Source organism: [Anoxybacillus] calidus (genome assembly GCF_013760845.1).
Taxonomy (GTDB): Bacteria; Bacillota; Bacilli; order Bacillales; family Anoxybacillaceae; genus Paranoxybacillus; species Paranoxybacillus calidus.
Window position 1 is genome coordinate 196,383 of record NZ_JACDUU010000004.1, and the last position, 24,869, is coordinate 221,251.

A 24,869-nucleotide genomic window follows, 5' to 3' on the forward strand; every position below is an offset into this window, starting at 1 on the left:
CAAAGTGTCATACCCCACAACACAATATACAGGACATAAGACAAATGAACGGTATATTGTGAATACCTGTGAGGTCAGACACTTATAGGTCAGCCTTATTCATTATTAATCTTCCATTGTCGATAAATCACCCGTCGGCAAGTTGAGTTCCCATGCCTTTAAGACGCGGCGCATAATCTTGCCGCTGCGCGTTTTTGGCAATTTATCACGGAATTCGATTTCACGCGGTGCGGCATGAGCTGCTAATCCTTTCTTTACGAACGTACGAATGTCTTCTTTTAACTCTTCAGAAGGCTCATAACCATCACGAAGCGAAATAAACGCCTTAATAATTTCACCGCGAACCGGATCTGGTTTACCGATGACGCCAGCTTCCGCAACAGCTGGATGCTCAACAAGCTTACTTTCAACTTCAAATGGACCAACGCGTTCCCCTGAAGTCATAATGACATCGTCAATGCGGCCTTGGAACCAAAAATAACCGTCCTCATCCATATAAGCAGAATCTCCAGAAACATACCAATCATTGATGAAATAAGACTCATATTTTTGCGGGTTATTCCAAATGGTATGCATCATCGACGGCCATCCTTTTTTAATCGCCAGATTGCCCATGCGGTAAGGCGGAAGCTCATTTCCTTGATCATCAATAATCGCCGCTTTAACGCCTGGAATTGGTTTCCCCATTGAACCAGGCTTAATTTCCATACATGGATAGTTACATATAAGTTGTCCACCTGTTTCTGTCATCCACCAAGTATCGTGAATACGGCGATTAAATACCTTCATTCCCCAACGAACAACTTCCGGATTTAACGGTTCGCCTACGCTTAAAATATGACGCAAGGAACTTAAATCAAATTTTTTCACAAGTTCATCTCCTGCTCCCATTAACATCCGGAATGCTGTCGGAGCACTATACCATACTGTCACTCCATAATCTTCAATTGTTTGATACCATGTTTCCGGGCTAAAGCGTCCGCCGACCACAACATTTGATGCTCCACAAAGCCAAGGGCCAAAAATACCGTATGATGTTCCCGTTACCCATCCTGGATCAGCTGTACACCAATATACATCCTCTTCTTTTAAGTCAAGCACCCATTTGGCCGTTTGATAATGTTGAATCATTGCATTATGAACATGCAATACCCCTTTTGGCTTACCGGTAGACCCTGATGTGTAATGTAAAATTAATCCATCTCTACGATCGACCCATTCGATGTCAAAATGTTTGCTTGCTTCCTTCATTCGTTTCTTTAAATCAAGATAAGGACCTTCTTCAACGATATTGTTCCCTACTAACAATACATATTTTAAAGCTGGGAGCTCATTCACAGGAACGCGAGGAAGCAACTCCGGCGTCGTGACAATGACTTTTGCCCCGCTGTCTTCTAATCGATCACGCACAGCCCCTTCCATAAATGCTTCAAAAAGCGGGCCTACAATCGCCCCAAGTTTAATTGCACCTAATACGGTAAAATATAACTCTGGAGAGCGTGGCATAAAAACGAAAACACGGTCTCCTTTTTCGACATCGGCCGCTTGCGTTAACACATTAGCTACTTGATTCGATAATTCTTTCATTTCTTTGAATGTATATTTTTCTTCCCTCGTAGCATCGCGATAGTAAAGAGCTACTTTGTTTTTTCGAAACGATTCAGCATGGCGGTCAATCGCCTCATAAGCCATGTTGACTTTGCCCGTTTCTGACCATGAAAAATATTTTTCTGCTTCCGACCAATCAAAATTTTTATATGTTTCTTCATAGTTTTTTAAGTTGAAATCCCCTTGTATGACTGGTAGCGCTTCCACTTTCATTCCCAAACTCCCCCTTTATGTAAAATAATGATAATCCTATTATATTATACCTAACATAAATTCTCAATTTTAAAAAAATTCTAACCCAACTTTTTTTTCAACAAAATCCGATATAATCCCCAGTAGTTATTTGTAATTGCGAACTTTTTGTGAAAACGCTTTACGTTACATTTTTTTTTGTATATGGTAATGAGTAAAAAGGTATAAATCAGGTGGTGAACGAATGGAACATAAAAAAACGTACAATGCCAAAGAATTAAAAACCCCAAAAGGCACATTAATTATTGAAGGGCCGATATCTCCGGAAAAACTATCAAGCTATGAGTTTCATCATGATTTAACCGCTTTTCGGCAACCAGAACAGCAGCATAAAGCTTTAATCGAAATCGCTCAACTTCCTGAAGGAAGGATTATTATCGCTAGACATGACCAAACGATTGTGGGCTATGTGACTTTCCTCTATCCCGATCCTCTTGAACGCTGGTCTGAAGGAAAGATGGAAAATTTAATTGAACTCGGGGCTATTGAGGTTATTCCTGATTTTCGTGGATGTGGAGTTGGTAAAAATCTTCTTATTGTTTCGATGATGGACGATGCCATGGAAGATTATATTATTATTACAACAGAATACTATTGGCATTGGGACTTAAAGAGAACGGAATTAAACATATGGGAATACCGTAAAATGATGGAAAAAATGATGAATGCGGGCGGACTCATCTGGTATGCCACCGATGACCCAGAAATATGCTCACATCCCGCGAATTGTTTGATGGCTAGAATCGGAAGTAGAGTTGATCATGAATCGATTCAAAAATTTGATCGCCTTCGCTTTATGAACCGCTTTATGTACTAATAGCTTTTGTATTCGTTTTCTAGACAACAAAGGGGGAAAAAGAATGATTGTTGAACAAATTATGAAAGCAAATGTAGTTACTCTCACGCCAACCCATACGATTGCCGATGCAATAGAGATGATAAAACAGCATAAAATTAGACATATTCCTATCATCAATGAAAATAGCAAAGTCATTGGAATTGTAACTGACCGAGATATCCGCGATGCAAGCCCTTCTATTTTTCATGCAGATGAACATTTAGAAGACTTACAAAAGCCTGTTAGTACAATTATGAAAACAAACGTGATCACAGGTCATCCACTTGATTTTGTCGAGGAAGTTGCTGCTTTGTTTTATGAACACCGCATCAGTTGCCTGCCAATCGTAAAAGATGACAAGTTAGTCGGTATTGTCACGGAAACCGATTTGTTGTATACACTTGTTCAGTTAACTGGTGCTCATCAGCCTGGTTCACAATTAGAAGTGAAAGTCCCTAATCTCACTGGAATGTTATGTGAGGTTACATCTTTTTTCCGAAAAAGAAACGTAAACATTTCTAGCGTTCTCGTTTACCCTGATAAAGATGAGCAATATCAAATTCTCGTTTTTCGCATCCAAACGATGAACCCCATGGCCATTATTGAAGACTTGCGAAGCGAAGGTTATACAGTACTATGGCCGAACTTACCGGGGGTTTCATCATGAAAAAAGATTGCATATTCATCTATTCAGATGATTTCCAAAAATATAAATTTCATGACCATCACCCTTTTAATCAGCTTCGCGTTAAACTCACCTATGATTTGTTACGAACAATGAACGCCCTTGATGATTCACAAATTATCTCTCCCAGAATAGCAACGGATGATGAATTATTTTTAGTTCATGACCGCGCCTATATTGAAGCCGTCAAAACAGCCGGAGAGGGACGATTGCCGGAAGAAATTGCTTTAAATTACGGATTAGGCACGGAAGATACCCCCATTTTTCCGAACATGCATGAAGCAAGTGCTCTTTTAGTCGGCAGCACACTTACAGCCGTAGATTATGTATTATCTGGAAAGGCAAAGCACGCATTAAGCCTAGGAGGCGGACTGCATCACGGCTTTCGCGGTAAAGCTTCAGGTTTTTGCATTTATAACGACAGTGCCGTCGCTATTAAATATATACAAGAAAAATATAACCTTCGCGTCCTGTATGTTGACACAGATGCCCATCATGGCGACGGGGTACAATGGATGTTTTACGATGACCCAAATGTATGTACATTTTCCATTCATGAAACGGGAAGGTATTTGTTCCCGGGAACAGGAAACGTCAATGAACGCGGGCAGGGAAAAGGATATGGGTTTTCTTTTAACATTCCCGTTGATGCCTTTACAGAAGATGAATCATGGTTGGATGCATATACACAGGCATTTCGGGAAATTGCTGATTTTTTTAGGCCGGATATTATATTAACGCAAAACGGGGCAGATTCTCACTACTATGACCCTCTGACCCATTTGTCTGCAACGATGAAAATTTACCGTGAAATTCCGAAATTGGCTCATGAAATGGCTCATCAATATTGTGAAGGCCGCTGGATTGCTGTCGGTGGCGGTGGATACGATATTTGGCGGGTTGTACCACGCGCTTGGGCGTTAATCTGGCTCGAAATGACAGAACAATCGAATATTTCAGGTAATATACCACAAGAATGGATTGACAAATGGCAAAAGCACTCTCCTGTACCATTGCCGACTGAGTGGGACGATCCAGAAGACCTTTATCCACCTATTCCACGCAAAGCAGAGATTACAGAAAAAAATGCACAAACCGTCATGAAGGCACTTTATCCGATTCGCAGCAACCGCCAAAAAATGAACCTTTAACGAAAAGTAAAAAGAGGCTGTCTTAAAAGCAAAAGGTCAGACCCCACAGCCACAACAAATCGTACATAATGCTCGGTCAGTACATGGCAAACTGTAAGTAGTGTGTGAGGTCAGACCCTTATGGGACAGCCTTTTTTCTATTTCGTTGATTGACGATATTCAATTCGATGCGGCAATACAACGATATGATTTTCAACATGTTCTTTATTCATATACTTCGTTAATAGCCTCATCGCTACTGCACCAATATCGTACATTGGCTGGACAACCGTTGTTAAACGCGGTCGCACCATTGTCGCTAATCTCGTATTATCAAAGCCAACTACTTCAAGCTGTTCTGGAATGTTTACACCATGGTCTTGGGCGCTATGGATTACCCCTAAAGCCATTTCGTCTGTTCCTACAAATACAGCGGTTGGCTGTTCGTCTAATTCTGCAATTTTCTCATATGCTTCGATGCCGGAATCGTACGAGTAATCGCCTTCAATGATCAGATTTTCATCATATGTTAACCCATATTGTTCTAATGCGCGACGATAACCTGCTAATTTTTTATTGTTAATCGGATCGTCTGCCGGACCAGTTACATAAACAATGCGCTTATGTCCTTTCTCAATGAGAAACGCAACTGCATCATATGCAGCCTGCTCATAATCAATATTCACAGATGGAATAATGTTATTCTCCTCTATCGTTGCTGCCAATACGATTGGAACCGGAGACTTTTTAAATTCTGTGACATGCTCCTCACTGATATATCCACCCATAAATAAAATACCATCCACTTGTTTGCCTAACATCGTATTTAATAAATGCAATTCTTTATCTTTATTTTGATCAGAGTTACTTAAAATAATATTATATTTATACATTGTGGCAATATCTTCAATCCCGCGCGCTAATTCAGCAAAAAAGATACTCGAAATGTCTGGAATAATAACACCTACTGTTGTCGTCTTTTTGCTTGCTAATCCTCTCGCCACTGCATTCGGACGATATCCTAAACGCTCAATAGCCTCAAGCACTTTTTTTCGCGTAGATGGCTTAACATTTGGATTGCCATTAACAACACGCGAAACGGTAGCCATGGAAACGTTTGCTTCACGAGCTACATCATAAATGGTAACGTTCACAATTATCCACTCTCCTTTTTCATTATTTTAAATCTATTGCATGGTTTTATCCCCCAGACTCCGGCCATTTATGTAGAATATGATACGACACTTTATACAATCATGGCAACGTATTTACAAACATTTTGTAAATGTTGTCACAATTTATAAGAAAAGCAGAAGCGATATGGAAAAATAAAGTAAAACTTCATCAGTGGGGCCTTCATCCCTACTGATGTTAGTTGAACTTATCGGGTTCTAATCGTCTGTAAGACTCCCACCTGTAGAGGTGAGAGTCTTACAGACGATTAGAACGGGATAAAAACGAAGCTGACCCATCAGTGTCTGACCTCACATCGATTTCACAATCTATAGTCCATTATGCCCTATATATTGTGTTGTGGGGTCTGACACTTTGCTTTTGGGTCAGCCTCGTCGTTTTTTACGCTTTTACCATTTGTCCTTGAAATGCTTTTAATTCTTCCATAAACTCATGGAATTGTTCAATGTCCATTTGCTGAGCCGAATCAGATAAAGCGACAGCTGGGTCTGGATGTACTTCTGCCATGACACCATCCGCTCCAATTGCCAAGGCTGCTTTTGCACAAGGAAGCAATAAATCGCGGCGCCCAGTTGAATGAGTGACGTCAACTAACACCGGCAAATGCGTTTCTTTCTTTAAGATTGGTACGGCCGAAATATCAAGCGTATTTCTTGTCGCTTTTTCATATGTGCGAATGCCGCGCTCGCAAAGAATAATCTGTCCATTTCCTTGCGACATAATATATTCTGCCGCATTAATAAATTCTTCAATCGTTGCCGCTAATCCACGCTTTAATAAAATCGGCTTATTCACTTGCCCAGCTGCTTTTAATAATTCAAAGTTTTGCATATTGCGGGCACCAATTTGAATGACATCAATATAATCGAGCGCTGTTTCAATATCAGCTGGCGTAACGATTTCACTGATAACCGCTAAATCATATTCATCTGCAATCCGTTTTAAAATTTTCAATCCTTCCAACCCTAGTCCTTGGAAATCATAAGGCGACGTTCTCGGCTTATACGCTCCGCCGCGCAACAGTTTCAGTCCTTGCTTTTTCACTGCCTCAGCGACTGCAGCTACCTGCTCGTAGCTTTCTACCGCACAAGGTCCCATGATAAAATATTGACGGCCATCACCAATTTTTTCGCCTTTCACATCAACAATTGTGTTTTCTGGCTTTTTCTTACGCGATACAAGCAGCGCCTTACGATGATCATCTTCCTGCAATTCCAATCCAGCCTTAAAAATTTCTTTAAAAATATGTTTTAATGTTGCTGTATCAAATGGACCGTCGTTATGTTCCAAGATCATATCAAGCATTTTTCGTTCGCGAACCGGATCATAACGGTACGTTCCTTGTGTTTTTTTAATTTCGCCGATTTCTTGGACGAGCCTGCCTCGCTCGTTAATTAATTTTAAAAGTTGCAAATTCAGTTCATCGACTCTTTCCCGTAACTCATCTAATCTTTCATTGCTCATCCTTCTCATCCTTTCTTAGTTTGTAGAAACTGAAAAATATGGTACATTGCTAGTAATTAGTAATTATTATAATGCAAATGGATACTTTTGTCACCAAAAAACTTTAACAATTAAACGCTTTTAAGTAATAAAGTATCATATGACTTTAAATAAGTTGAACTGTCCACGAACAATAAAGCCGCCATTTTTGCATTAGATATAAGACACTTTTTGTTGTTGGAGTTATTTTACAAGAAAAAGACGGCTCTTATCAAATTTTAGATATGATCATGAAAGAGCATCACGAACAGGCAAATTCATGATGTGCTAGCAGTCGCTAAAATCCTTATCGAATTAAAAAAAATACCGTCTTACTATAAACAAAGGAAACTGTCACAATTACTGATATTTTATGTCTTCAAGCAGAAGTGTCTCGCGAAGAAATAACCGTTGCCATTTCTGATGCGAGTAGTAAACTATTTCATACTATCAGCCAAGAATATGATCACACTGGGAACTCGCAATCCCTCTTCTTGTGACAAGGAAGCTTGCATCGAGAGATGAATGACAAATCGTTTGATATGCAACGAGCTCAGAAAGAAAATAGGGCTGACCCATCAGCGTCTGACCTCACGTACATTTTCACAATATATAGTCCCTTTATCTAATGTTATGTCCTATATATTATGCTGTGAAGTCCGACACTTGCTTTTTGGATCAGCCTCTTTTTCTTATATTATCGGTAATGAAGATACACTAACACTGAACCTAAAAAGGGGATAAATCGGAGATGCTGCTGAACCATTTAAAACGTCAAATATCGTTTTATGTTCTTTTCATTATTTGATATCTGTGTGCATTTGAAAAAAGAGAAATTGAACAGCCCTATTCTATTCCTAACGTTACCACTATTATTCCGATTACGACCATCCATTCATAAAAGCTGATAACTCCATTTTTTATTGTTTCACTACTTCTTTTCTTAATGTATCATACGTAATATTCCAATGTGACGTATGCCAAACGACAGATCCGTTTTCAAATAACAGCGCCTGCGGGGACTCGTGTTTGACTTCAAACGTTTCTGCAATGTAATTGGATAATGGTCGTGCCTCTTGAACATAAAGGTAATATGTATCTACCTCCGGATGAGCTTCGACAAACTTTTTATATTCATCAAAAGCTGATAGGCTTATTGGGCATGTCAAACTATGTTTAATAAACAGAAATGATTTCCCTTTTTCCAATACCTCTTGAAATTGTTCAACACTGTCGATTTTCTTCATTGCCATTTTGTTCACCTCGTCATTTTAATGTTGGTTAAATTTATTTTCCGCGTCGTTCAACGCTTCCTCTGCTTCTTTTAGCATTTTCTCAATATTTATTTTATTTCCCTCATTTGACTCATAATGAGTTGGAATGGGAATCGACATTGCTTCTGAAGAATCATCCATGCGTTCATCTAGAACTTCATTCTTTACATTTCTTTCATTTTTCACAGCTATTGGGGATTTTGCTAAATCTGCTGTTTTATCTTTTGCAAGTTTCATCCATTCGATCGCTGTCGTTTTTAGCTCATCGATATCCGTATTCTTGATTTCCTGCAATAATTTTTTTCCTTTTTCACTTGAAAGAAACACAGTTGTCGCAGCACCAACAATCCCGCCAACAATCGCTCCGAATAAAAATGCTCCGTTTCCGTTTTTATTTCCTGCCATTGAAAAAACCTCCTCAACTTTTCTGTTTATGTTGTTTTCTTTCTCTCCATTTTTCCCATATTTCAAGAAAAGCATTTCCCCATTGCATCACTTGAACTACTTTTTCTTGATGATGTTCGATTTTTTTCGCTACTGTGTCGGAAATATCGTGAAGCGATTGATTAAACGACTCAACAGTAGAACTTACATTTTCTACTGCCTGAACAATGGAATTTAAACTTTCTATCTTTCTTTGAATATCATCAGCTACTGCATTTGTCGTTCGTAATAGCTGCGTCGTTTCCGTTGTAATATCCTGTACTTGCTTTTCCAAGCTATTGATTGTTTTTGTTAAGCTTTGAATCGTCTCTTGAAATGCTTTTAATGTTTTGGCTATGTATATAACTAAAATAAAAAATGAGATAGCAATTAACGCAACACTTAAATATAAAATAATTTTCATCGTTCTCCTCCTTAGCTGCAACCCATTTTCTCTATCACATAATTCGAGTTCTAAACGACAAATTCCTGCAAGAGATTGTATTCAACAAATCCTCAGCATTCGGTTACAATATAATTTGTACATAAAATTATGATCTTTTGGAGGCATAGCAAATGAAAGATCCGCGCATTGAGCAATTAGCGAAAAATTTAATTCACTATTCCGTTCGACTGCAAAAAGGAGAAAAAGTATTGATTGAAAACTTTGGGTTGCAACGCGAACTCGTTATCGCCCTCGTCCGCGAAGCATACACTGCTGGCGGCTATCCGTTCGTTTTGTTAAAAGATCATCAAGTAGATCGAGCACTGCTGCTTGGCGCTCAAGAAGAGCAATTTGCGATGATGGCTGAATTTGAAGCAAACGTGATGCAAAATATGGACGCTTACATCGGTTTGCGTGCAGGCGACAACATTAACGAATTTGCTGATGTACCAGACGATAAAATGAAAATTCACGGCAAAACAATTGGACAAAAAGTCCATCGTGAAATTCGCGTACCAAAAACAAAATGGGTTGTGCTCCGCTATCCAAACCCATCGATGGCACAGCTTGCAAAAATGAGCACAGAAGCATTTGAAGATTTCTATTTTAATGTATGTAATCTCGACTATGGCAAAATGGATAAAGCAATGGATGCCCTTGTTGAGCTCATGAACAAGACCGATAAAGTGCGCATTACTGGTCCGGGCACAGATTTAACATTCTCCATTAAAGGCATTCCAGCCGTCAAATGTTCAGGACAAATGAACATTCCAGATGGTGAAGTATATACAGCGCCTGTTCGCGATTCTGTAAACGGTACGATTACATTCAATACTCCTTCACCATATCAAGGTTTTACGTTCGAAAATATCAAGCTTACATTCAAGGATGGCAAAATTATTGAAGCGACAGCGAACGATACAGAGCGCATTAACAAAATCTTCGATACAGATGAAGGAGCGCGCTACATCGGAGAATTCGCCATCGGTGTTAACCCTTATATTCAGCATCCTATGCAAGATATCTTATTCGACGAAAAAATTGACGGCAGTTTCCATTTTACACCTGGTCAATGTTACGATGATGCCTACAATGGCAACCATTCGAACATTCATTGGGACATGGTCATGATTCAACGCCCGGAATACGGCGGCGGTGAAATTTACTTTGACGATGTGCTCATCCGTAAAGACGGCCGCTTCGTCATTCCAGAGTTGGAACCATTAAATCCAGAGAACTTAAAATAAACAGCAAACGAGGCAGGGAATTTCCTGCCTCGCTTTTTTATGAGCGAATGGTTTGCTCGTATGCCTCTTGAAACTTTTGAATATCTCCTGCTCCCATAAAAATGAGGACGGCATGTGGATGCTCTTTTAATACTGCCGTATCATGCTCTTGAATAAGGCGGGCATTCGGGATTTTTTCCTGTAAATCTGTAATGGAAAGTTTACCGTGATGTTCCCTTGCTGAGCCAAATATGTCGCATAAATACACTTGGTCCGCTTTTTGCAAGCTTTCGGCAAATTCATTTAAAAACGCTTGCGTTCTCGTATACGTATGCGGTTGAAAAATAGCAACGATCTCTCTATCAGGGTATTTTTGTTTTGCCGCATCAATCGTCGCCAAAATTTCTGTCGGATGGTGCGCGTAGTCGTCGATTAAGATTTGGCCTCCAAGTTGTTTTTCGCTAAAACGTCGTTTAACCCCTTGAAACGTTTTAAGACGTTCTTGAATAACCGCAACATCGATCTCTTCATAATGACATAATGCAATCACTGCCAATGCGTTTAATACATTATGATCGCCATGCCGCGGAATTTCGAAAGAAGCAAAAAAAGTATTGCGCACAAATACATCGAATGCCGTCCCTTCCGTTGTCTTCACAACATTGCGCGCTTGAAAGTCATTATCTTCTCCAAATCCATAAAAAAGGACCGGCACTTTCGCTTGAATTTTTTGTAGATATTCATCATCTCCACATGCAATAATCCCTTTTTTCACTTGCAAAGCCATCTCTTGAAAAGCAGCGAATACATCATCAATATTGGCAAAATAATCAGGGTGATCAAAATCGATGTTTGTCATAATTGCGTAATCAGGAAAATATGCCAAGAAATGTCGGCGATATTCGCAAGCTTCAAACACAAAGTATTTGCTGTTTTCAACACCTTTTCCGGTCCCGTCACCGATTAAGTAAGACGTTGGCTGAGCTCCTTGCATGACATGCGCTAACAACCCAGTTGTAGATGTTTTCCCATGAGCTCCTGTCACCGCAACGCTTGTGAATTTTTGTAAAAATTCTCCTAAAAAACGATGATACCGAATCACTGGAACATCTAATTCGTATGCGGCCTGAATCTCTTCATGTGTATCTGGAAAAGCATTCCCCGCAATCACTGTATAGCCGGGTTTAATATTTTCTCTGCTGAATGGAAAAATCGGAATTCCACGATCTTCTAACGCTTGTTGTGTAAAAAAGCGCTTCTCCACATCTGAACCTTGTACTTCATATTTCATATCGTGAAGGACTTGAGCTAAAGCGCTCATTCCCGTCCCTTTAATACCGACGAAATGGTAAACAGTCATATCGAAGACCTCCAACAATCGTCTATCTGTAAGACAGTATATGATGTTCATCTAGATTTGTTATTTGCCTAATCGTATGTATCTCACATTTCAACATTATATCACTGTTTTGTGTTAAAAACTACGAGGAAAAAGAAAACTGATAGAACTTTCTCTATCAGTTTTCCCAGCAAACCACTATTATATCGACGATAAATCGACTTTTTCTAACCGTGGATTTGGGCGATATCTTCTTCCTGCTTTTGCTTGATGCTTTCCGTTCAACAATACATTGTCGCCTGTAAAACCGATATGAACTTTTAATAAGCTGCTGCCAACTCCGTACATATCGACCGGAACTCCTTGCTTTTCAAACTCAATAATTCGCTGCTCGTTAAATCCACCGCTGACAACAATTTTAACATGATTGAATCCTTCGCGGTCAAGCGCCTCGCGCAACGCGAAAATGAGAGGCGGGTTAACCCCGCGTGGGTCAAACGTACCAAGCACTTCTGGGTGACGGATAAAATATTGGTCAATCATCGTCCGTGATGTATCAACACGAACACCCTTTAACTTGTCGCCAAACTCACGGGCAACACGCAGCGCATCCGTAATACAGTCATTGTTATAGTCAACAAGTACAATTAAATCATCATCAGGATATTTGGCATGATACGCTTTTGCTGCTGCGACAACATCTCCATCAAATAGTTGGATTAGAGCATGCGGCATTGTTCCCATTCCTTCTTTGCCCCACCATTCATTCATCGCATGGGTCGCTTGTGCCGTTGAGCCACCAATGAACGCAGCGTAGCCGTCACCCGCCTGCATCATGAAATGATCATCGCGATCTCCCATAAAGATAATTGGCTTTTGCACGCCTGACAATGCAGCCGCTTTTACTACATTATACACGTTTGTCGCAACGGATGTTCTCCGTGCTAAAATTCCGTCAATAATCCCTTCTAAATAACCAAAGTTTTGATAAGGACCGGTAATCGTTAAAACGGTTTCAAAAGGACTAATCTTATCCCCGTCTTTCAACGAATAAATTTCCAAATTATCCGGATCATCAGCAAACGTTTTGATAAGGGCGATGACTTCGTCCGTGCCGCAAAGAACGGCATGTTCTTTTTGGAAAAATTGCATTGTCACAATATTATCAGGACGAAATTCACGTACAATTTCTCTCGTTTTCAAAAAATATACAGCTGAAAACCAACCATCGCGCACCCGCTCATCAAATTTAAACGTTTTATTTGTTAATCTCTTAATTTTTCCTTGCAGCTTTAATTCGATCTCCTTCATCCTTAAGCTCCCTCGCTAAATATATAATATAATCTTATTTTTCGTCAAACTAAAGAATATCATGTTTATCTATATCTTCTGAACCTCTGCGCGACGAAAGTCGGCATGTGCTAGTGTATCTTCTGTAATCTGCAGACAGAAGATACACTAGCCTTTCATGAACAAGGACTCCCATGGAATCCAGTAAATCGTTTGATCCCTTCACCCAACCACAAAAGTCACATTGTTTCTTGTAAGTTCGCCAGCTCTTCTTCTGTAATTAACACATCACGCGGTTTACTGCCGCGCGCTTCCGAAATAATTCCGTGCTCTTCCATCATTTCAATCAATCTTGCAGCGCGATTATAACCGATGCGGAATCGTCTTTGTAAGCTTGAAGTTGATGCACCGCCTTGTTGAACAACAAATTCGCACGCTTCCAAAAATAATTCATCTTCTTCATGTGACAATGAGTTTTGCTTAATAAGATCCTCTTGCTGAAACAAATATGACGGTGACATTTGGTTTTTTACATGGGCAACGACACGTTCAATTTCTTCATCAGAAACATAGTTTCCTTGAATGCGAATGGTTTTCGATGTGCCGTTTTCAAGAAATAGCATGTCGCCCCGACCAAGCAACTTCTCGGCTCCATTCGTATCAATAATCGTTCGTGAATCAATTTGAGAAGAAACAGAAAAAGCAATTCTTGTCGGAATGTTTGCCTTAATGAGACCGGTAATGACATCGACAGAAGGGCGCTGTGTCGCAACAATTAAATGAATCCCACAAGCTCTCGCTTTTTGAGCAATGCGACAAATCGCCTCCTCTACATCAGCAGGTGATACCATCATTAAATCAGCAAGCTCATCAATAATAATAACAATATATGGCATATGATGTTCAAGCTTTTGCTCTCGCTTCACTAATTCATTATAACGGTTAATATCCCTGACGCCAGCATGAGCAAATAATTCATAGCGACGCTCCATCTCCTCAACCGCCCATTTTAAAGCACCGGTGGCTGCTTTTACGTCAGTAATGACCGGGCTCACCAAATGCGGGATATGATTATACGGTGCAAGCTCGACCATTTTGGGATCGATTAACAATAACTTTACTTCATGAGGGGCAGCCTTGTAGAGCAAACTTACAAGCATCGCATTAATACAGACACTCTTGCCCGATCCTGTCGCCCCAGCAATAAGTCCATGCGGCATTTTCTTTAAATCTGTTACAATTGGTGCTCCCGATATATCTAACCCAAGAGCAACGGTAAGTGGTGACGGATTTCTTGTAAAAGCCGGGCTCTGCAAAATTTCCCGAATAAACACAGGACGGCTTTGTAAGTTCGGAACTTCAATACCGATTGTACTTTTTCCCGGAATCGGCGCTTCGATACGAATATCCCTCGCTGCCAAACTCAATTTAATGTCATCGGCCAAGCTTGTAATTTTATTCACTTTTACTCCTCGTTCAGGCTGCACTTCAAACCGTGTAACGGTCGGTCCTTGTGTGACATGGACAACAGTCGCGCCTACATTAAAGCTTTCAAACGTCTGATTTAACAATTCCCGCTGCTCATTTAGCCATTGCTCATCATTTTCCTGTCTTTCGACGGGTGGATTCAACAACGTCAATGAAGGAAAGCGGTATGATTGAGATTGTTCTTGTTTCTTTCGTTCCTCCCATTTTTTCCGATCTTGCTTAAGCATAATAACGTTGTAAGGAATCGGAGAGCGCTGCTTTTCTTTTTGCTCCTGCTCTCTAAGCTGATTTTGTTCTTGATTTTGCTCTATTTGTTGCTCTTCTTCGGCAACCAACTTTTCATCCGCTTCTTCACGATTGTCCGCTAATGTTTCTTCTTCATTTTTCGTTAAGTCAGAGTCTGCTAACTGCTCGGTGTTTTCCGTTGTCAAAGGCGTTACCGTTTGCATTTCCTCAACATGATCGATTGCCTCTTTAAATCTATTTTTCTCATTATTAACTAGCGGTGTTTTATCATCCTCTAACAGGGGCTCCTCGTCTTTTGGAAGGAATAGTGATGCTTCAGAAGTTAACTCAAATTCCACCTTTTCTTTTTTAGGACGTTGTTTATATCCATAAATTGGAGATGGCACTTCTGAAGGGCGAAACGGTTTTTTTTGCACCTGCTCACTTGACTCATTTATCACTGTCGTTTCCATCTTCCGAACAGCAGATATTTTTTTCGGAGATGACGCAGGTTCATCGGGAATCAGTGGAAAACGAAACTTCCCTGTTGGATATTGGTATGTCACTTTTGTTTCTATTCGAAAAGAAGACGGCTGTTTCGTTCGTTCTTGTTTTTCAACAGAAATTCGTTCTTCCTCTTCTTCTCTGACAAAATTGAATAGTTTTTTCAACCATTTCATCAATAATCACTCTTTCATTAATGTACCTTACAACAATTTATTTTAACAATAATTCGAGAATTTTCTACAAAAAAGTCACTAGATGTACATCTAGTGACTTTTTGACTAAACGTTTTACTTGAAAAATGGCTGACCTACTTCATATTCATCAGATAAAACAAGAATTCCTTTTTCTTGTGGAGCGTTTGGCAAATCAAGTTCGCGCGCCGAACAAATCATGCCATATGACGGAACGCCGCGCAATTCCGCCTCTCGAATTACTAAACCGCTTGGCATCACCGCTCCGATTTTAGCCACAACTACTTTTTGACCAGCTTCCACATTCGGTGCACCACAGACAATTTGCAATACTTCATTTCCGACATCGACTTTACATACGCTTAACTTATCAGCATTTGGATGCTTCTCTTTTTCTTTCACATAACCAACAACAAACTTTGGTGAAAAATCGGCTTTTAGTTGTTCAGAAAAACCGTTTTTCGCTAAAATTTCATTGATAACAGATACGACTTCTTCATTGAGTTCAACAGAACCATTTTCTGTAAACTCATAGTATTTTGATGCATTGAAAACATTGTATCCGACCGTTTCTCCTGTTTCTTCATGAAAAATGCGAGCAACATCTCCCTTTTTTTCGAATGCCCGTTGTTCAGGATTAATCGTTTTTAATGAAACAAGCAATACGTCTCCGATTCCTTCACGATTGTAAAATACGTTCATCTGTCAAACATCCTTTCTTACTTTTTTGTACGATTTTTCCCTAAAATAAAAATAGGTTCTAAATTCCCATCTTCATATAAGAACGATAATGCGGTAATCGGAACGCGTCCGCTGGCAAAAAAGCTCATCGTCATCTGTGCAAGTACATCATAGCCAATTTCGTTACGAATGTCAGCAATAATAAGGACGTCTTGATGCGGAACGGCAAGTACCATTGTCCCGGTTATTTTTTCGGAAAACTTAGCTAAAAATGACTCATTTAAAATGCGGCTTGCGTCATAACCATCGTTTGTATTAATAAAGTAAAAAACATTATCAGCCACTCGATCTTCTTTTACTTTCATTTCTAACGAACGAACGTTAAAACGGGCGATTTCCTTAATACGATTTTCATCCCAGTTTTCTTTTTCGACGAGTTTTTTGTCAATTAAACGATATGTACTTCCTAAATCAAGAGCATAGTAGATCCGCGTTTCTGCCGTATGCTCATCATAAATAAGCGGTATACCTTCGCTTGTTTCTAAAGGAAATGAAGTAGAACGAATGACAGGATAAATATCTTTTTCTTTACCAGATAATGAATGGTTTTCGTTCATCATCGTTAATGTCTGCTCGATATAATAAACCACTTCATCAATCGCCGCTTCTTTTTTCTCTTCCCATTTTGCAATAATGCCCGGCAATGAAATGGTTACTCCCTTTTTTGTTTCTTTATTTTCTACACGGAGGGTATCTTTCTTCGCATCAAACAGAAACGTCCAATCGTAATGTGCAAGTCTTTTTTCAATTTCCTTTCGCATTTGTTTGCTGTCCATTTTCATAGTTTTCCCTCCTTTCCTGCCCCATTTTCAGAAAAATTAGCGGTTTAATCCGTTAATAAACTGCTCAACTTCTTCTTTTGTTTTGCGTTCTTTGCTGACGAAACGGCCGATTTCTTTTCCGTTTTCATAAGCAATAAAGCTTGGTATACCAAAAACATCATGTTCAATACATAAATCTAACAATTGGTCGCGGTCTACAGAATAAAATGCATAATCAGAAAATTGCTGTTCAATTTCTGGAAGAACCGGTTTTAATACTTGGCAATCCGGACACCAGTCCGCTGTAAACAACATGATGACCTTTCCTTCTTGAATGACTTCTTTATATTGTTCAACGGTTTCAATTGATTTCATGCCTCAATCTCCTTTCATCATCTTTTTATAATAACGTTAATCATCGGTTTTGACAAAAGAATTCGTTTGAAATTCGTATTGCCCAGCTAATAACTTGACAATGTGAATAAACATTTCAGCGCGATCGACATAGCTGTTTGTAAAAATACCAACCGCACCTTCTTTTTTACGAATATTTCGCATTCCCGTATATTCGTCCATCACATCACCAAGCTCTTTACCGTCAAGCACTCCTTGTGCGACTTCAGGCGGAAGCGGAATTCTCGCACCTCCAGCAGAAACAACAACGCCATCTTTGTCAACGAGCGCTCCCCAATTGCATACCCATAATCTCTTATTCATTTCGACAACGCCGCCTTCAAGCCCAATTCCGATGTCGGCGTTTTCTTTTTTTAAGGCATTTTTTGCTCGATTGATTGCTCCAGCTAATGTCTCTTCATCGGAAAAGGGTTGTGCCGCGACATCTGAAGATACAGTTGTTGGTACTAATATATAGTTTTCGGCTGAAAAAACGGCCTGTACGGCAGAAACTTTCGCTGGGTTTGTTGTACCAATCGCAATTTTTTTCATTTCCTTCACTCCACTTTCTTATTGAAAAAGAGGCCGCCTCATCATGGTTGATCCCTTGAACGCTGATGTCGTTCAAGAGCAGACCCATTTGTTTTTGAGACAGCCCCTCTGTTATTAGCTGTTTTGGCGAATCGCTTCAACTGTTGCCTTATCGCATTTTTTCACAAGTTCAATTAACAACTGTTTGGCTGCCGCGTAATCATCGACATGAATAATCGATGCATGCGTATGTATATACCGCGAGCAAATGCCAATCACGGCAGATGGAATACCATTATTGGATATGTGAACACGACCAGCATCTGTACCGCCGCCCGGCGCTACGAAATATTGATAAGGAATATGATGCGTTTCTGCTGTATCTAACACAAATTCGCGCATGCCGCGATGTGTTACCATTGAACGGTCGTAAATACGAACGAGAGCCCCTTTACCAATATGGCCGAATTCATTTTTATTACCTGTCATATCGTTAGCAGGGCTTGCATCTAATGCGAAAAAGATGTCTGGCTTAATCATGTTTGCCGCTGTTTGCGCTCCTCTTAAGCCAACCTCTTCTTGAACTGTTGCACCTGAATATAAAACGTTTGGCAACGTTTCATCTTTCAATTCTTTTAGCAATTCAATCGCCAAACCACAGCCGTAGCGATTGTCCCATGCTTTCGCAAGAATTTTTTTCGGGTTCGCCATCGGTGTAAATGGGCAAATTGGCACAATTTGCTGTCCTGGCTTAATTCCCATTTTTTTCGCATCTTCCTTGTCATCGGCACCGACATCAATTAGCATATTTTTAATATCCATCGGTTTATTTCGCTGTTCTTCTTGAAGTAAATGCGGTGGAAGCGAGCCGATAACACCGATAACCGGTCCATGGTCGGTAATAATTTGTACACGCTGTGCCAGCAACACTTGACTCCACCAGCCACCAAGCGGTTGGAAGCGAATCATACCATTGTCCGTAATGGATGTCACCATAAAGCCTACTTCATCCATATGTCCAGCAACCATGACAACTGGACCGTTTTCATCGCCGCGTTTCACACCAAAAATGCTGCCAAGACGATCTTGCACAACCTCGTCAGCATATTTTGCTAATTCCTGACGCATAAATTGACGCACTTCATGTTCATTTCCCGGTGCTCCCGGAAGTTCTGTCAATGTTTTAAACAACTGTAACGTCTCTACGTTCATGACCAAATCCCCTTTTGCCAAATTCATTTCCTTGCCATTTATCATTGTAGCGAAAACTTGAAAACCTTTCCACTTGCTTACATTGTTTAGCAAAATTAGTTATACTAAAAAACAAATAAAACTTTGGAGGTTACACAATGAGTTGGCGAAAATTTTTGATCGGTATCAGCGTTGGATTGGCTGGAGCTTACATATTAAAAACATCGTTAGATAAAAAAATGATTTCTTCAGAAAAAGCGCTGACAATCGCAAAAAATGCCTTTAAACAATCAGGGCCCATCGTTGGGTCTTGGATTCAAACCAATCCGGAAAAGTACAAAAAAAACCATTTCGTTTACGACGTATATAAAGGTGGAATTTCCCGCGAAACAGAACAGTATGAGTTTATCATTGACGCTTATACAGGAACGATTCTCGAAACACGCAAGCTGTAAATGGGGCTGACCACAGAGCCAGCCTCATCATCACTGACTATGTTTCTCTCTCTATACTCTCCATTATTTCTCCTTCTTTATTCCATTTTAACGCTCGGTAAAACGCATCGTGGTAAAACGTGAACCATGCATTGTTTTCTAAGCCGTATCCAATCCACTTTTGTTTTTGAAAAATCGACATCATCGGATAATCATCATACGCCATCACCCATAATACGTTTTGATGAGCATGAGTTGGCAGTAAGTCAGCTAAGTGAATGGCTGTTTCTCCATTCGATTCAATGAGCACAATGGAATGCCCATCACTATGCCCTCCAGTATGAATCATTTTCACATCGCTAGTAAGTTCTCTCTCCTTCTCAAATGGAACTACTTGGTCGATAATCGCTTCCCAATTTTCTTTCCAATATGTATTACGCGAACGAATATTCGGATTCCTCATTTCGTCCCATTCGATTTGCGACGTTACAATCGAAGCGTTTTTAAACGTCGGGACAAGCTCATTTCCTTCCCACTTTGTCAATCCACACGCATGATCAAAGTGCATATGCGTCATTAGTACATAATGAACGTCATCCGTCGTTAATCCCAGCTGTCCGAGCGCTTGTTCAATGCTCGATTCCTCCGTTACGCCAAAATTACGCCTTTGTTTGTCGGGTAATTTGTTTACTCCTATTCCTGATTCAATTAAGATATTTTTCCCTTCTGTCTGCACTAACAACGGGTCGGTGCGCAGTTCTATTTGGTTATGGTCATTGCAAGGATATTTTTTAGACCAGAGTGGCTTTGGCACAACCCCAAACATTGCCCCGCCGTCTAAATGCGTTACCCCTCCGCTTAGCCATGTAATTGTTATATCACCTATTTTTAGTTGCTCCATCCCTCTCACCTCACTTTTTAGTCTAACATTTTTATAAATTTTTCGAAAATAAAAATAAAGCTGATCCAAAGCAAGTGTCAGACCCCACAACCATCAGATATTATGAGTTATATGTGAGGTCAGACACTGATGGATCAGCCTTATTTTTTGTCATTTGGGTATTTTACTTCGCAACGGTAAATCCGGCTTCCTTTTGCGGAAAATTTTTCTTCGTATTCCGTCATAATATTTCCTTCAAAATCACTATTATGAAGGTCCAAACTGACATATTGAAGCAATAAACCATATTGTGAAAAGCTGACTAATGAATATTCAAACAATCCTCGGTTATCTGTTTTAAAATGGATTTCCCCGCCATCAACTAAGATATTCTCATAAAGCTGCAAAAAGCTTTTATATGTTAAACGGCGTTTTTCGTGGCGTTTTTTTGGCCATGGATCAGAAAAATTTAAATAAATTCGCTCAACATCTCCTTTGGCAAAAAAGCTTTCCAAGTCTTTGGCATTCACATTTAACAGCCGTAAATTCGGTAAATCATTCTCAAGCAATTTATCAAGCGCTGAAACGATGACACTTGGATAAAGCTCAATACCAATATAGTTAATATGTGGGTTTGCTTTCGCCATCCCGACAATGAATTGACCTTTCCCAGTTCCGATTTCTATATGAAGAGGGTGATCGTTTCCAAACAGTTCATTCCATTTTCCTTTATACTGCTCCGGATTTGGTATAACGTATTGTGGATACGAGGCGATTTTTTCTTTTGCCCAAGGTTTATTTCGTAAGCGCATATAGTATAGACACCTCAATTTCTTCTTTGTCGTTGTAAAAGATATCATGAACATAATGAAAGCGCAAGAATACTATCAACAAAAAAACAGCCGCACAAACGACTGTTGTAATATGTCGTATAAATTCATGTCGATGGTACAAATTAAATAGTAGCCTAACTTTTATTTTAAAAAGGAAGTGTGTTTATGCCGCTAAACCATGAACATCAAATGACGATACTTAAAGATATTTTATCGAATCATCAAACAGATTGCTGCGGGACCGTTTCAGAATGCGAACAAATCGAACGGCTTGTCAAATCATTAATGACAAATGAGCACGTACAGCAACAAGTAAAAAATGTGCTGCCTGATATATATGCGTACGGACAAACTGGAAAATATAGTGCTCATTTAGATAATCATATTCTTTCTCACCAACAGCAGTTAACAAAGTGGATGAACCAATTGTCATAAACCTATTTATCCAAAACTCTTTCAAGGAAATGCAATAACCGTTGTATTTCCTTTTCTTCATTTTTCTTTTTATACCAAAGAAACGAAAATAATGTTTGCGATACAACATACCATTTCATCCGTATCTGTAAATGCTCCGTTAAGTGAATGCCGTAAATACGCAGCCACTCTTCCCATTGCTCTTCAGGAATATAGGAATATAAAAGCATGCCAATATCAATTGCTGGGTCAGCAATCATCGCCCCGTCCCAATCAATTAAATAAAGTTGATTATCTTCTGTAAGCAACCAGTTATTATGGTTAATATCACAATGACAAACGACCAATTCTTCATGATCAACAGAGGCAAGCTCTTGCTCTAGCCAGCTTAATGCATGCTGAATCATTGGATAAGTCTCCAACAAATCTGGAGTGATGGACACTTTCAGTTCGTTTATCATCATCGCCGGTAATAACGGGGTTTTCCCAAGTCGCTTCAGCATCGCCAATAATTCTTTAGAGCGATGGATTTTCCGCAACAAATTTGCTACTTGTTCGCTCCCCATATCACGCGGCTTTAATTCCCGCGCATTCAGCCACTGCTGAGCTGTAATAACATCTCCATTCTCCATCCGTTTCGTCCATACTAGCTTAGGAACAATTCCTTCCGCTGACAGTACAGCAAGAAACGGTGAAGAATTTCGTTTTAAAAATAGCTTTTTTCCTTCATATTCAGCAAAATATGCATCTCCAGTAGCACCGCCAGCAGGAGTTATTTCCCACTCCTTACCCAATAACTGTTCCAAGCAAGTTCACCTTCAACTCATAAAAATAAAAAGACAGCATCACCTGACTGCTTATTTTCAGACAATCGCTGTCTTACTAGATTTTATCTTTCAAACGCTTTTTTCGTCAAGTATAAGTCTATTCCTTATATAAGACAAACGTCGCAATACCAAAAATTTGCATATTTTTGTTTACGGTATATAAAGATTGGATACCGCTTCGCTCTCCATCGCATACAACATGCCATACGTCCGTATCCGGTAATGAAAAAATCTCATTCTTCTCTTCATTATGATGAATGATTAAAATATGTTTCCATGGGCCATATTGATTGACATGGCATAGCTGATATATAATCATTGACTCAGGAACATTTTCTAAAAATTTCATATGTGTTCGTATTTCGTCAGCAGTCGCTAAGCGAAAAGCACCGTGATATTTTCTTAATGCAATCAATCCTTGAATATAACCGACATCTTTCTCATGCTCGCTTTTTCTTCCCCAGTCCAGTTGATTAATTGAATCTGGAGAATTATAGCTGTTTTCTATTCCCTGCTTTGTACGATAAAATTCTTGACCGCTATGCAAGAACGGAATTCCTTGAGACAATAAGACAATAGAGGTCGCTAATTTTTGCCGCTTTTTCCTTATCTCTTCGCTTTCAAAAGCATTGCAAACAGCAGCTTTATCCCAAAATGTACGATTGTCATGAGATTCTACATAATTGATGGTTTGAACAGGCTCCTTAAACAATCCTTTCTTTCCTGTTCCTAAGCAAATGCTTCCAGCAATCGCTCGTTTTACCTCTTCCCGATAATGACAATTGCCAAGCACAAATCCTCTATCATATAAATTAAACGTACTGCCTTTCACACAATCACGAAAACGATCATTAAAATGAGCAATACGTGGCATCTTTTCAGCGTTTTGCATATTCGCCTTGTCTTTAGGTGCCAATGGCGTGTTTAAATCCCAACCCTCTCCTATAATGAGAATCGAAGGGTCAATTGCATCTGCCGCTTTACGGACTTCATTCATTGTGTTTACGTCCAAAATCCCCATTAAATCAAAACGAAAACCATCGACATGATATTCCCGCATCCAAAATCGAACTGAATCGATAATAAATTTGCGAGCCATCTTTCGTTCAGAGGCAAAATCGTTGCCAACACCTGTACCATTGGCAGGCATTCCATAGGCATCATGGCGGAAATAATAACCAGGAACAATCTTTTCAAAAGAAGATTGTTCACGAATGTAGACATGATTATAGACAACGTCCATAACAACGCGGATTCCATTTTCTTGCAGCGTCTTAATGGCATGCTTTAACTCATGAATGCGAACATACGGATTGGAAGGATCCGTTGCATAACTCCCCTCAGGAACATTATAGTGCAATGGATTATAGCCCCAGTTGTAATCTTTGTCTGGATTTCGTTCATCGACTCCAGCAAAATCGTTAAACGGAAGCAATTCAACATGGGTAATTCCGAGCTCTTTTAAATACGAAAGTCCCGTGCTCGTTCCGTTTGGCCCTTTTGTATGTTGCTCGCTGATTCCTAAATATTTTCCCTTATGCACAATTCCACTTTCTGGATGAATCGTAAAATCGCGAATATGCATTTCATAAATAATTGCGTCTGTTGGTGAAGATAATGGGGGCAAAGCTGGTTTGGACAACTCTGTCTTTGCTAAATCAATAACCACGCCATACTCACCATTTACAGAAACTGCCACGGCATATGGGTCAACCGCTTCACGCCAAACAAGATTCACACATACAAGATATGTATAATAATACCCTTCCAAATTCTCCGCAACCGAAATGCTCCAAATTCCTTTCTCATGACGCACCATTGGTATCATTTGTACGTCTTCTTTTTCTCTCCATAGTTTCAGCTTTACTTCAGTTGCCGTCGGAGCCCAAAGTTTAAATATCGTCTCATGTTCGCTATACGTAATTCCAAGGTCGTTACCATCATAGTAATAGTTGTTATCAAATTCTGTTGTGCGAGTGACAGCACCAATTTGCAAATCAGTAAATGCTCCGTGCTCCTCATAAATGATATATCGCCTGCCAATTTCAATTGGAAAATCGAAGCGGCATTCATACTTCAAAAAAGAAGGCAAATCCACTTTTCGATGAATCGGCAAATCTCGTTTTTCACCATGTTCATTCTCTAATGTAAATGTACTGGCCACCCCTTGAAAATACGATTTCGGAATTAAAATCGTAATAAGATTCATTTCGTCTAAATACGCTTCAAATGTTCGCTTCACTTGCAACAAGCAACCTCATCTCCTA

The 24,869-nt window shown here is 39.7% G+C and carries 24 protein-coding genes; 6 read left to right on the forward strand and 18 right to left on the reverse strand.

Going from position 1 to position 24,869, the window contains the following annotated elements; genetic code table 11:
* Positions 1 to 105 precede the first annotated feature (105 nt).
* Entirely contained in the window at positions 106 to 1,821 is a 1,716-nt protein-coding gene (gene acsA / locus HNQ85_RS09890; protein ID WP_181537581.1) for an acetate--CoA ligase, read from the reverse strand.
* 223 nt (positions 1,822 to 2,044) lie between these two features.
* Here acsA and HNQ85_RS09895 point away from each other — a divergent pair, with 223 nt between their 5' ends.
* From HNQ85_RS09895 to HNQ85_RS09905, 3 genes are read left to right on the forward strand one after another with little or no spacing between them, the layout of a single operon-like run.
* Positions 2,045 to 2,677 carry a GNAT family N-acetyltransferase gene (locus HNQ85_RS09895; RefSeq protein ID WP_181537582.1) on the forward strand — a complete coding sequence of 211 codons (633 nt, stop codon included), beginning with the start codon at positions 2,045 to 2,047 and terminating at the stop codon, positions 2,675 to 2,677.
* A 43-nt stretch (positions 2,678 to 2,720) separates the two neighbouring features.
* Complete coding sequence (locus HNQ85_RS09900; RefSeq protein ID WP_181537583.1) at positions 2,721 to 3,365, forward strand: acetoin utilization AcuB family protein; 645 nt, start codon at positions 2,721 to 2,723, stop codon at positions 3,363 to 3,365.
* Positions 3,362 to 4,534: an acetoin utilization protein AcuC gene (locus tag HNQ85_RS09905; protein WP_181537584.1), complete on the forward strand. Its 1,173-nt coding sequence runs from the start codon at positions 3,362 to 3,364 to the stop codon at positions 4,532 to 4,534. The genes HNQ85_RS09900 and HNQ85_RS09905 overlap by 4 nt, the downstream gene beginning before the upstream one ends.
* A gap of 137 nt (positions 4,535 to 4,671) precedes the next feature.
* Here HNQ85_RS09905 and ccpA read toward each other — a convergent pair whose 3' ends face one another.
* From ccpA to HNQ85_RS09930, 5 genes are all read right to left on the reverse strand, one after another.
* Complete coding sequence (ccpA, locus tag HNQ85_RS09910; protein WP_181537585.1) at positions 4,672 to 5,667, reverse strand: catabolite control protein A; 996 nt, start codon at positions 5,665 to 5,667, stop codon at positions 4,672 to 4,674.
* A gap of 421 nt (positions 5,668 to 6,088) precedes the next feature.
* The gene (locus tag HNQ85_RS09915) at positions 6,089 to 7,171 is read right to left on the reverse strand and encodes a bifunctional 3-deoxy-7-phosphoheptulonate synthase/chorismate mutase (protein ID WP_181537586.1); all 1,083 of its coding nucleotides are present in this window, start codon (positions 7,169 to 7,171) and stop codon (positions 6,089 to 6,091) included.
* A 938-nt stretch (positions 7,172 to 8,109) separates the two neighbouring features.
* Positions 8,110 to 8,442 carry a bacillithiol system redox-active protein YtxJ gene (ytxJ, locus tag HNQ85_RS09920; RefSeq protein WP_181537587.1) on the reverse strand — a complete coding sequence of 111 codons (333 nt, stop codon included), beginning with the start codon at positions 8,440 to 8,442 and terminating at the stop codon, positions 8,110 to 8,112.
* Between the two features lie 18 nt (positions 8,443 to 8,460).
* Positions 8,461 to 8,868: a YtxH domain-containing protein gene (locus tag HNQ85_RS09925; protein WP_181537588.1), complete on the reverse strand. Its 408-nt coding sequence runs from the start codon at positions 8,866 to 8,868 to the stop codon at positions 8,461 to 8,463.
* Positions 8,869 to 8,881: 13 nt separating this feature from the next.
* A complete protein-coding gene (locus tag HNQ85_RS09930) occupies positions 8,882 to 9,310 on the reverse strand; it encodes a DUF948 domain-containing protein (protein WP_181537589.1) in 429 nt (142 codons plus the stop codon).
* A 152-nt stretch (positions 9,311 to 9,462) separates the two neighbouring features.
* On the opposite strand from HNQ85_RS09930, the gene HNQ85_RS09935 reads away from it, so the two are divergent.
* Positions 9,463 to 10,578, forward strand: a complete 1,116-nt coding sequence (locus tag HNQ85_RS09935) for an aminopeptidase (RefSeq protein WP_181537590.1) — start codon at positions 9,463 to 9,465, stop codon at positions 10,576 to 10,578.
* Between the two features lie 37 nt (positions 10,579 to 10,615).
* Here HNQ85_RS09935 and murC read toward each other — a convergent pair whose 3' ends face one another.
* From murC to HNQ85_RS09975, 8 genes are all read right to left on the reverse strand, one after another.
* On the reverse strand, positions 10,616 to 11,917 hold the full coding sequence (gene murC, locus HNQ85_RS09940) for a UDP-N-acetylmuramate--L-alanine ligase (RefSeq protein WP_181537591.1): 1,302 nt from the start codon (positions 11,915 to 11,917) through the stop codon (positions 10,616 to 10,618).
* Positions 11,918 to 12,097: 180 nt separating this feature from the next.
* A complete protein-coding gene (locus HNQ85_RS09945) occupies positions 12,098 to 13,207 on the reverse strand; it encodes a nicotinate phosphoribosyltransferase (protein WP_181537592.1) in 1,110 nt (369 codons plus the stop codon).
* Positions 13,208 to 13,425: 218 nt separating this feature from the next.
* On the reverse strand, positions 13,426 to 15,579 hold the full coding sequence (locus HNQ85_RS09950) for a DNA translocase FtsK (RefSeq protein ID WP_181537593.1): 2,154 nt from the start codon (positions 15,577 to 15,579) through the stop codon (positions 13,426 to 13,428).
* Between the two features lie 114 nt (positions 15,580 to 15,693).
* Positions 15,694 to 16,299: a YtpR family tRNA-binding protein gene (ytpR, locus tag HNQ85_RS09955; protein WP_181537594.1), complete on the reverse strand. Its 606-nt coding sequence runs from the start codon at positions 16,297 to 16,299 to the stop codon at positions 15,694 to 15,696.
* A 17-nt stretch (positions 16,300 to 16,316) separates the two neighbouring features.
* On the reverse strand, positions 16,317 to 17,114 hold the full coding sequence (locus tag HNQ85_RS09960; RefSeq protein WP_181537688.1) for a DUF1444 domain-containing protein: 798 nt from the start codon (positions 17,112 to 17,114) through the stop codon (positions 16,317 to 16,319).
* 42 nt (positions 17,115 to 17,156) lie between these two features.
* Complete coding sequence (locus tag HNQ85_RS09965; protein WP_181537595.1) at positions 17,157 to 17,474, reverse strand: thioredoxin family protein; 318 nt, start codon at positions 17,472 to 17,474, stop codon at positions 17,157 to 17,159.
* A 36-nt stretch (positions 17,475 to 17,510) separates the two neighbouring features.
* Complete coding sequence (locus HNQ85_RS09970) at positions 17,511 to 18,044, reverse strand: DUF84 family protein (RefSeq protein WP_181537596.1); 534 nt, start codon at positions 18,042 to 18,044, stop codon at positions 17,511 to 17,513.
* A 114-nt stretch (positions 18,045 to 18,158) separates the two neighbouring features.
* On the reverse strand, positions 18,159 to 19,235 hold the full coding sequence (locus HNQ85_RS09975; RefSeq protein WP_181537597.1) for a M42 family metallopeptidase: 1,077 nt from the start codon (positions 19,233 to 19,235) through the stop codon (positions 18,159 to 18,161).
* A 137-nt stretch (positions 19,236 to 19,372) separates the two neighbouring features.
* Between HNQ85_RS09975 and HNQ85_RS09980 the strand changes: the two genes are divergently transcribed.
* Complete coding sequence (locus HNQ85_RS09980; protein ID WP_181537598.1) at positions 19,373 to 19,669, forward strand: PepSY domain-containing protein; 297 nt, start codon at positions 19,373 to 19,375, stop codon at positions 19,667 to 19,669.
* Between the two features lie 37 nt (positions 19,670 to 19,706).
* Here HNQ85_RS09980 and HNQ85_RS09985 read toward each other — a convergent pair whose 3' ends face one another.
* Together HNQ85_RS09985 and trmB are read right to left on the reverse strand one after the other, a co-directional pair.
* Positions 19,707 to 20,549: a YtnP family quorum-quenching lactonase gene (locus HNQ85_RS09985; RefSeq protein WP_181537599.1), complete on the reverse strand. Its 843-nt coding sequence runs from the start codon at positions 20,547 to 20,549 to the stop codon at positions 19,707 to 19,709.
* A gap of 140 nt (positions 20,550 to 20,689) precedes the next feature.
* Positions 20,690 to 21,340 (reverse strand): tRNA (guanosine(46)-N7)-methyltransferase TrmB, encoded by a 651-nt coding sequence (gene trmB / locus HNQ85_RS09990; RefSeq protein WP_181537600.1) that lies wholly within the window; start codon positions 21,338 to 21,340, stop codon positions 20,690 to 20,692.
* A gap of 186 nt (positions 21,341 to 21,526) precedes the next feature.
* Between trmB and HNQ85_RS09995 the strand changes: the two genes are divergently transcribed.
* A complete protein-coding gene (locus HNQ85_RS09995) occupies positions 21,527 to 21,796 on the forward strand; it encodes a YtzH-like family protein (RefSeq protein WP_181537601.1) in 270 nt (89 codons plus the stop codon).
* Between the two features lie 2 nt (positions 21,797 to 21,798).
* Here the strand turns inward: HNQ85_RS09995 and HNQ85_RS10000 are convergent, their stop codons facing one another.
* Together HNQ85_RS10000 and pulA are read right to left on the reverse strand one after the other, a co-directional pair.
* Positions 21,799 to 22,581, reverse strand: a complete 783-nt coding sequence (locus HNQ85_RS10000) for a phosphotransferase family protein (RefSeq protein ID WP_181537602.1) — start codon at positions 22,579 to 22,581, stop codon at positions 21,799 to 21,801.
* A 118-nt stretch (positions 22,582 to 22,699) separates the two neighbouring features.
* The gene (gene pulA, locus HNQ85_RS10005) at positions 22,700 to 24,853 is read right to left on the reverse strand and encodes a type I pullulanase (RefSeq protein WP_181537603.1); all 2,154 of its coding nucleotides are present in this window, start codon (positions 24,851 to 24,853) and stop codon (positions 22,700 to 22,702) included.
* Positions 24,854 to 24,869: the final 16 nt, after the last annotated feature.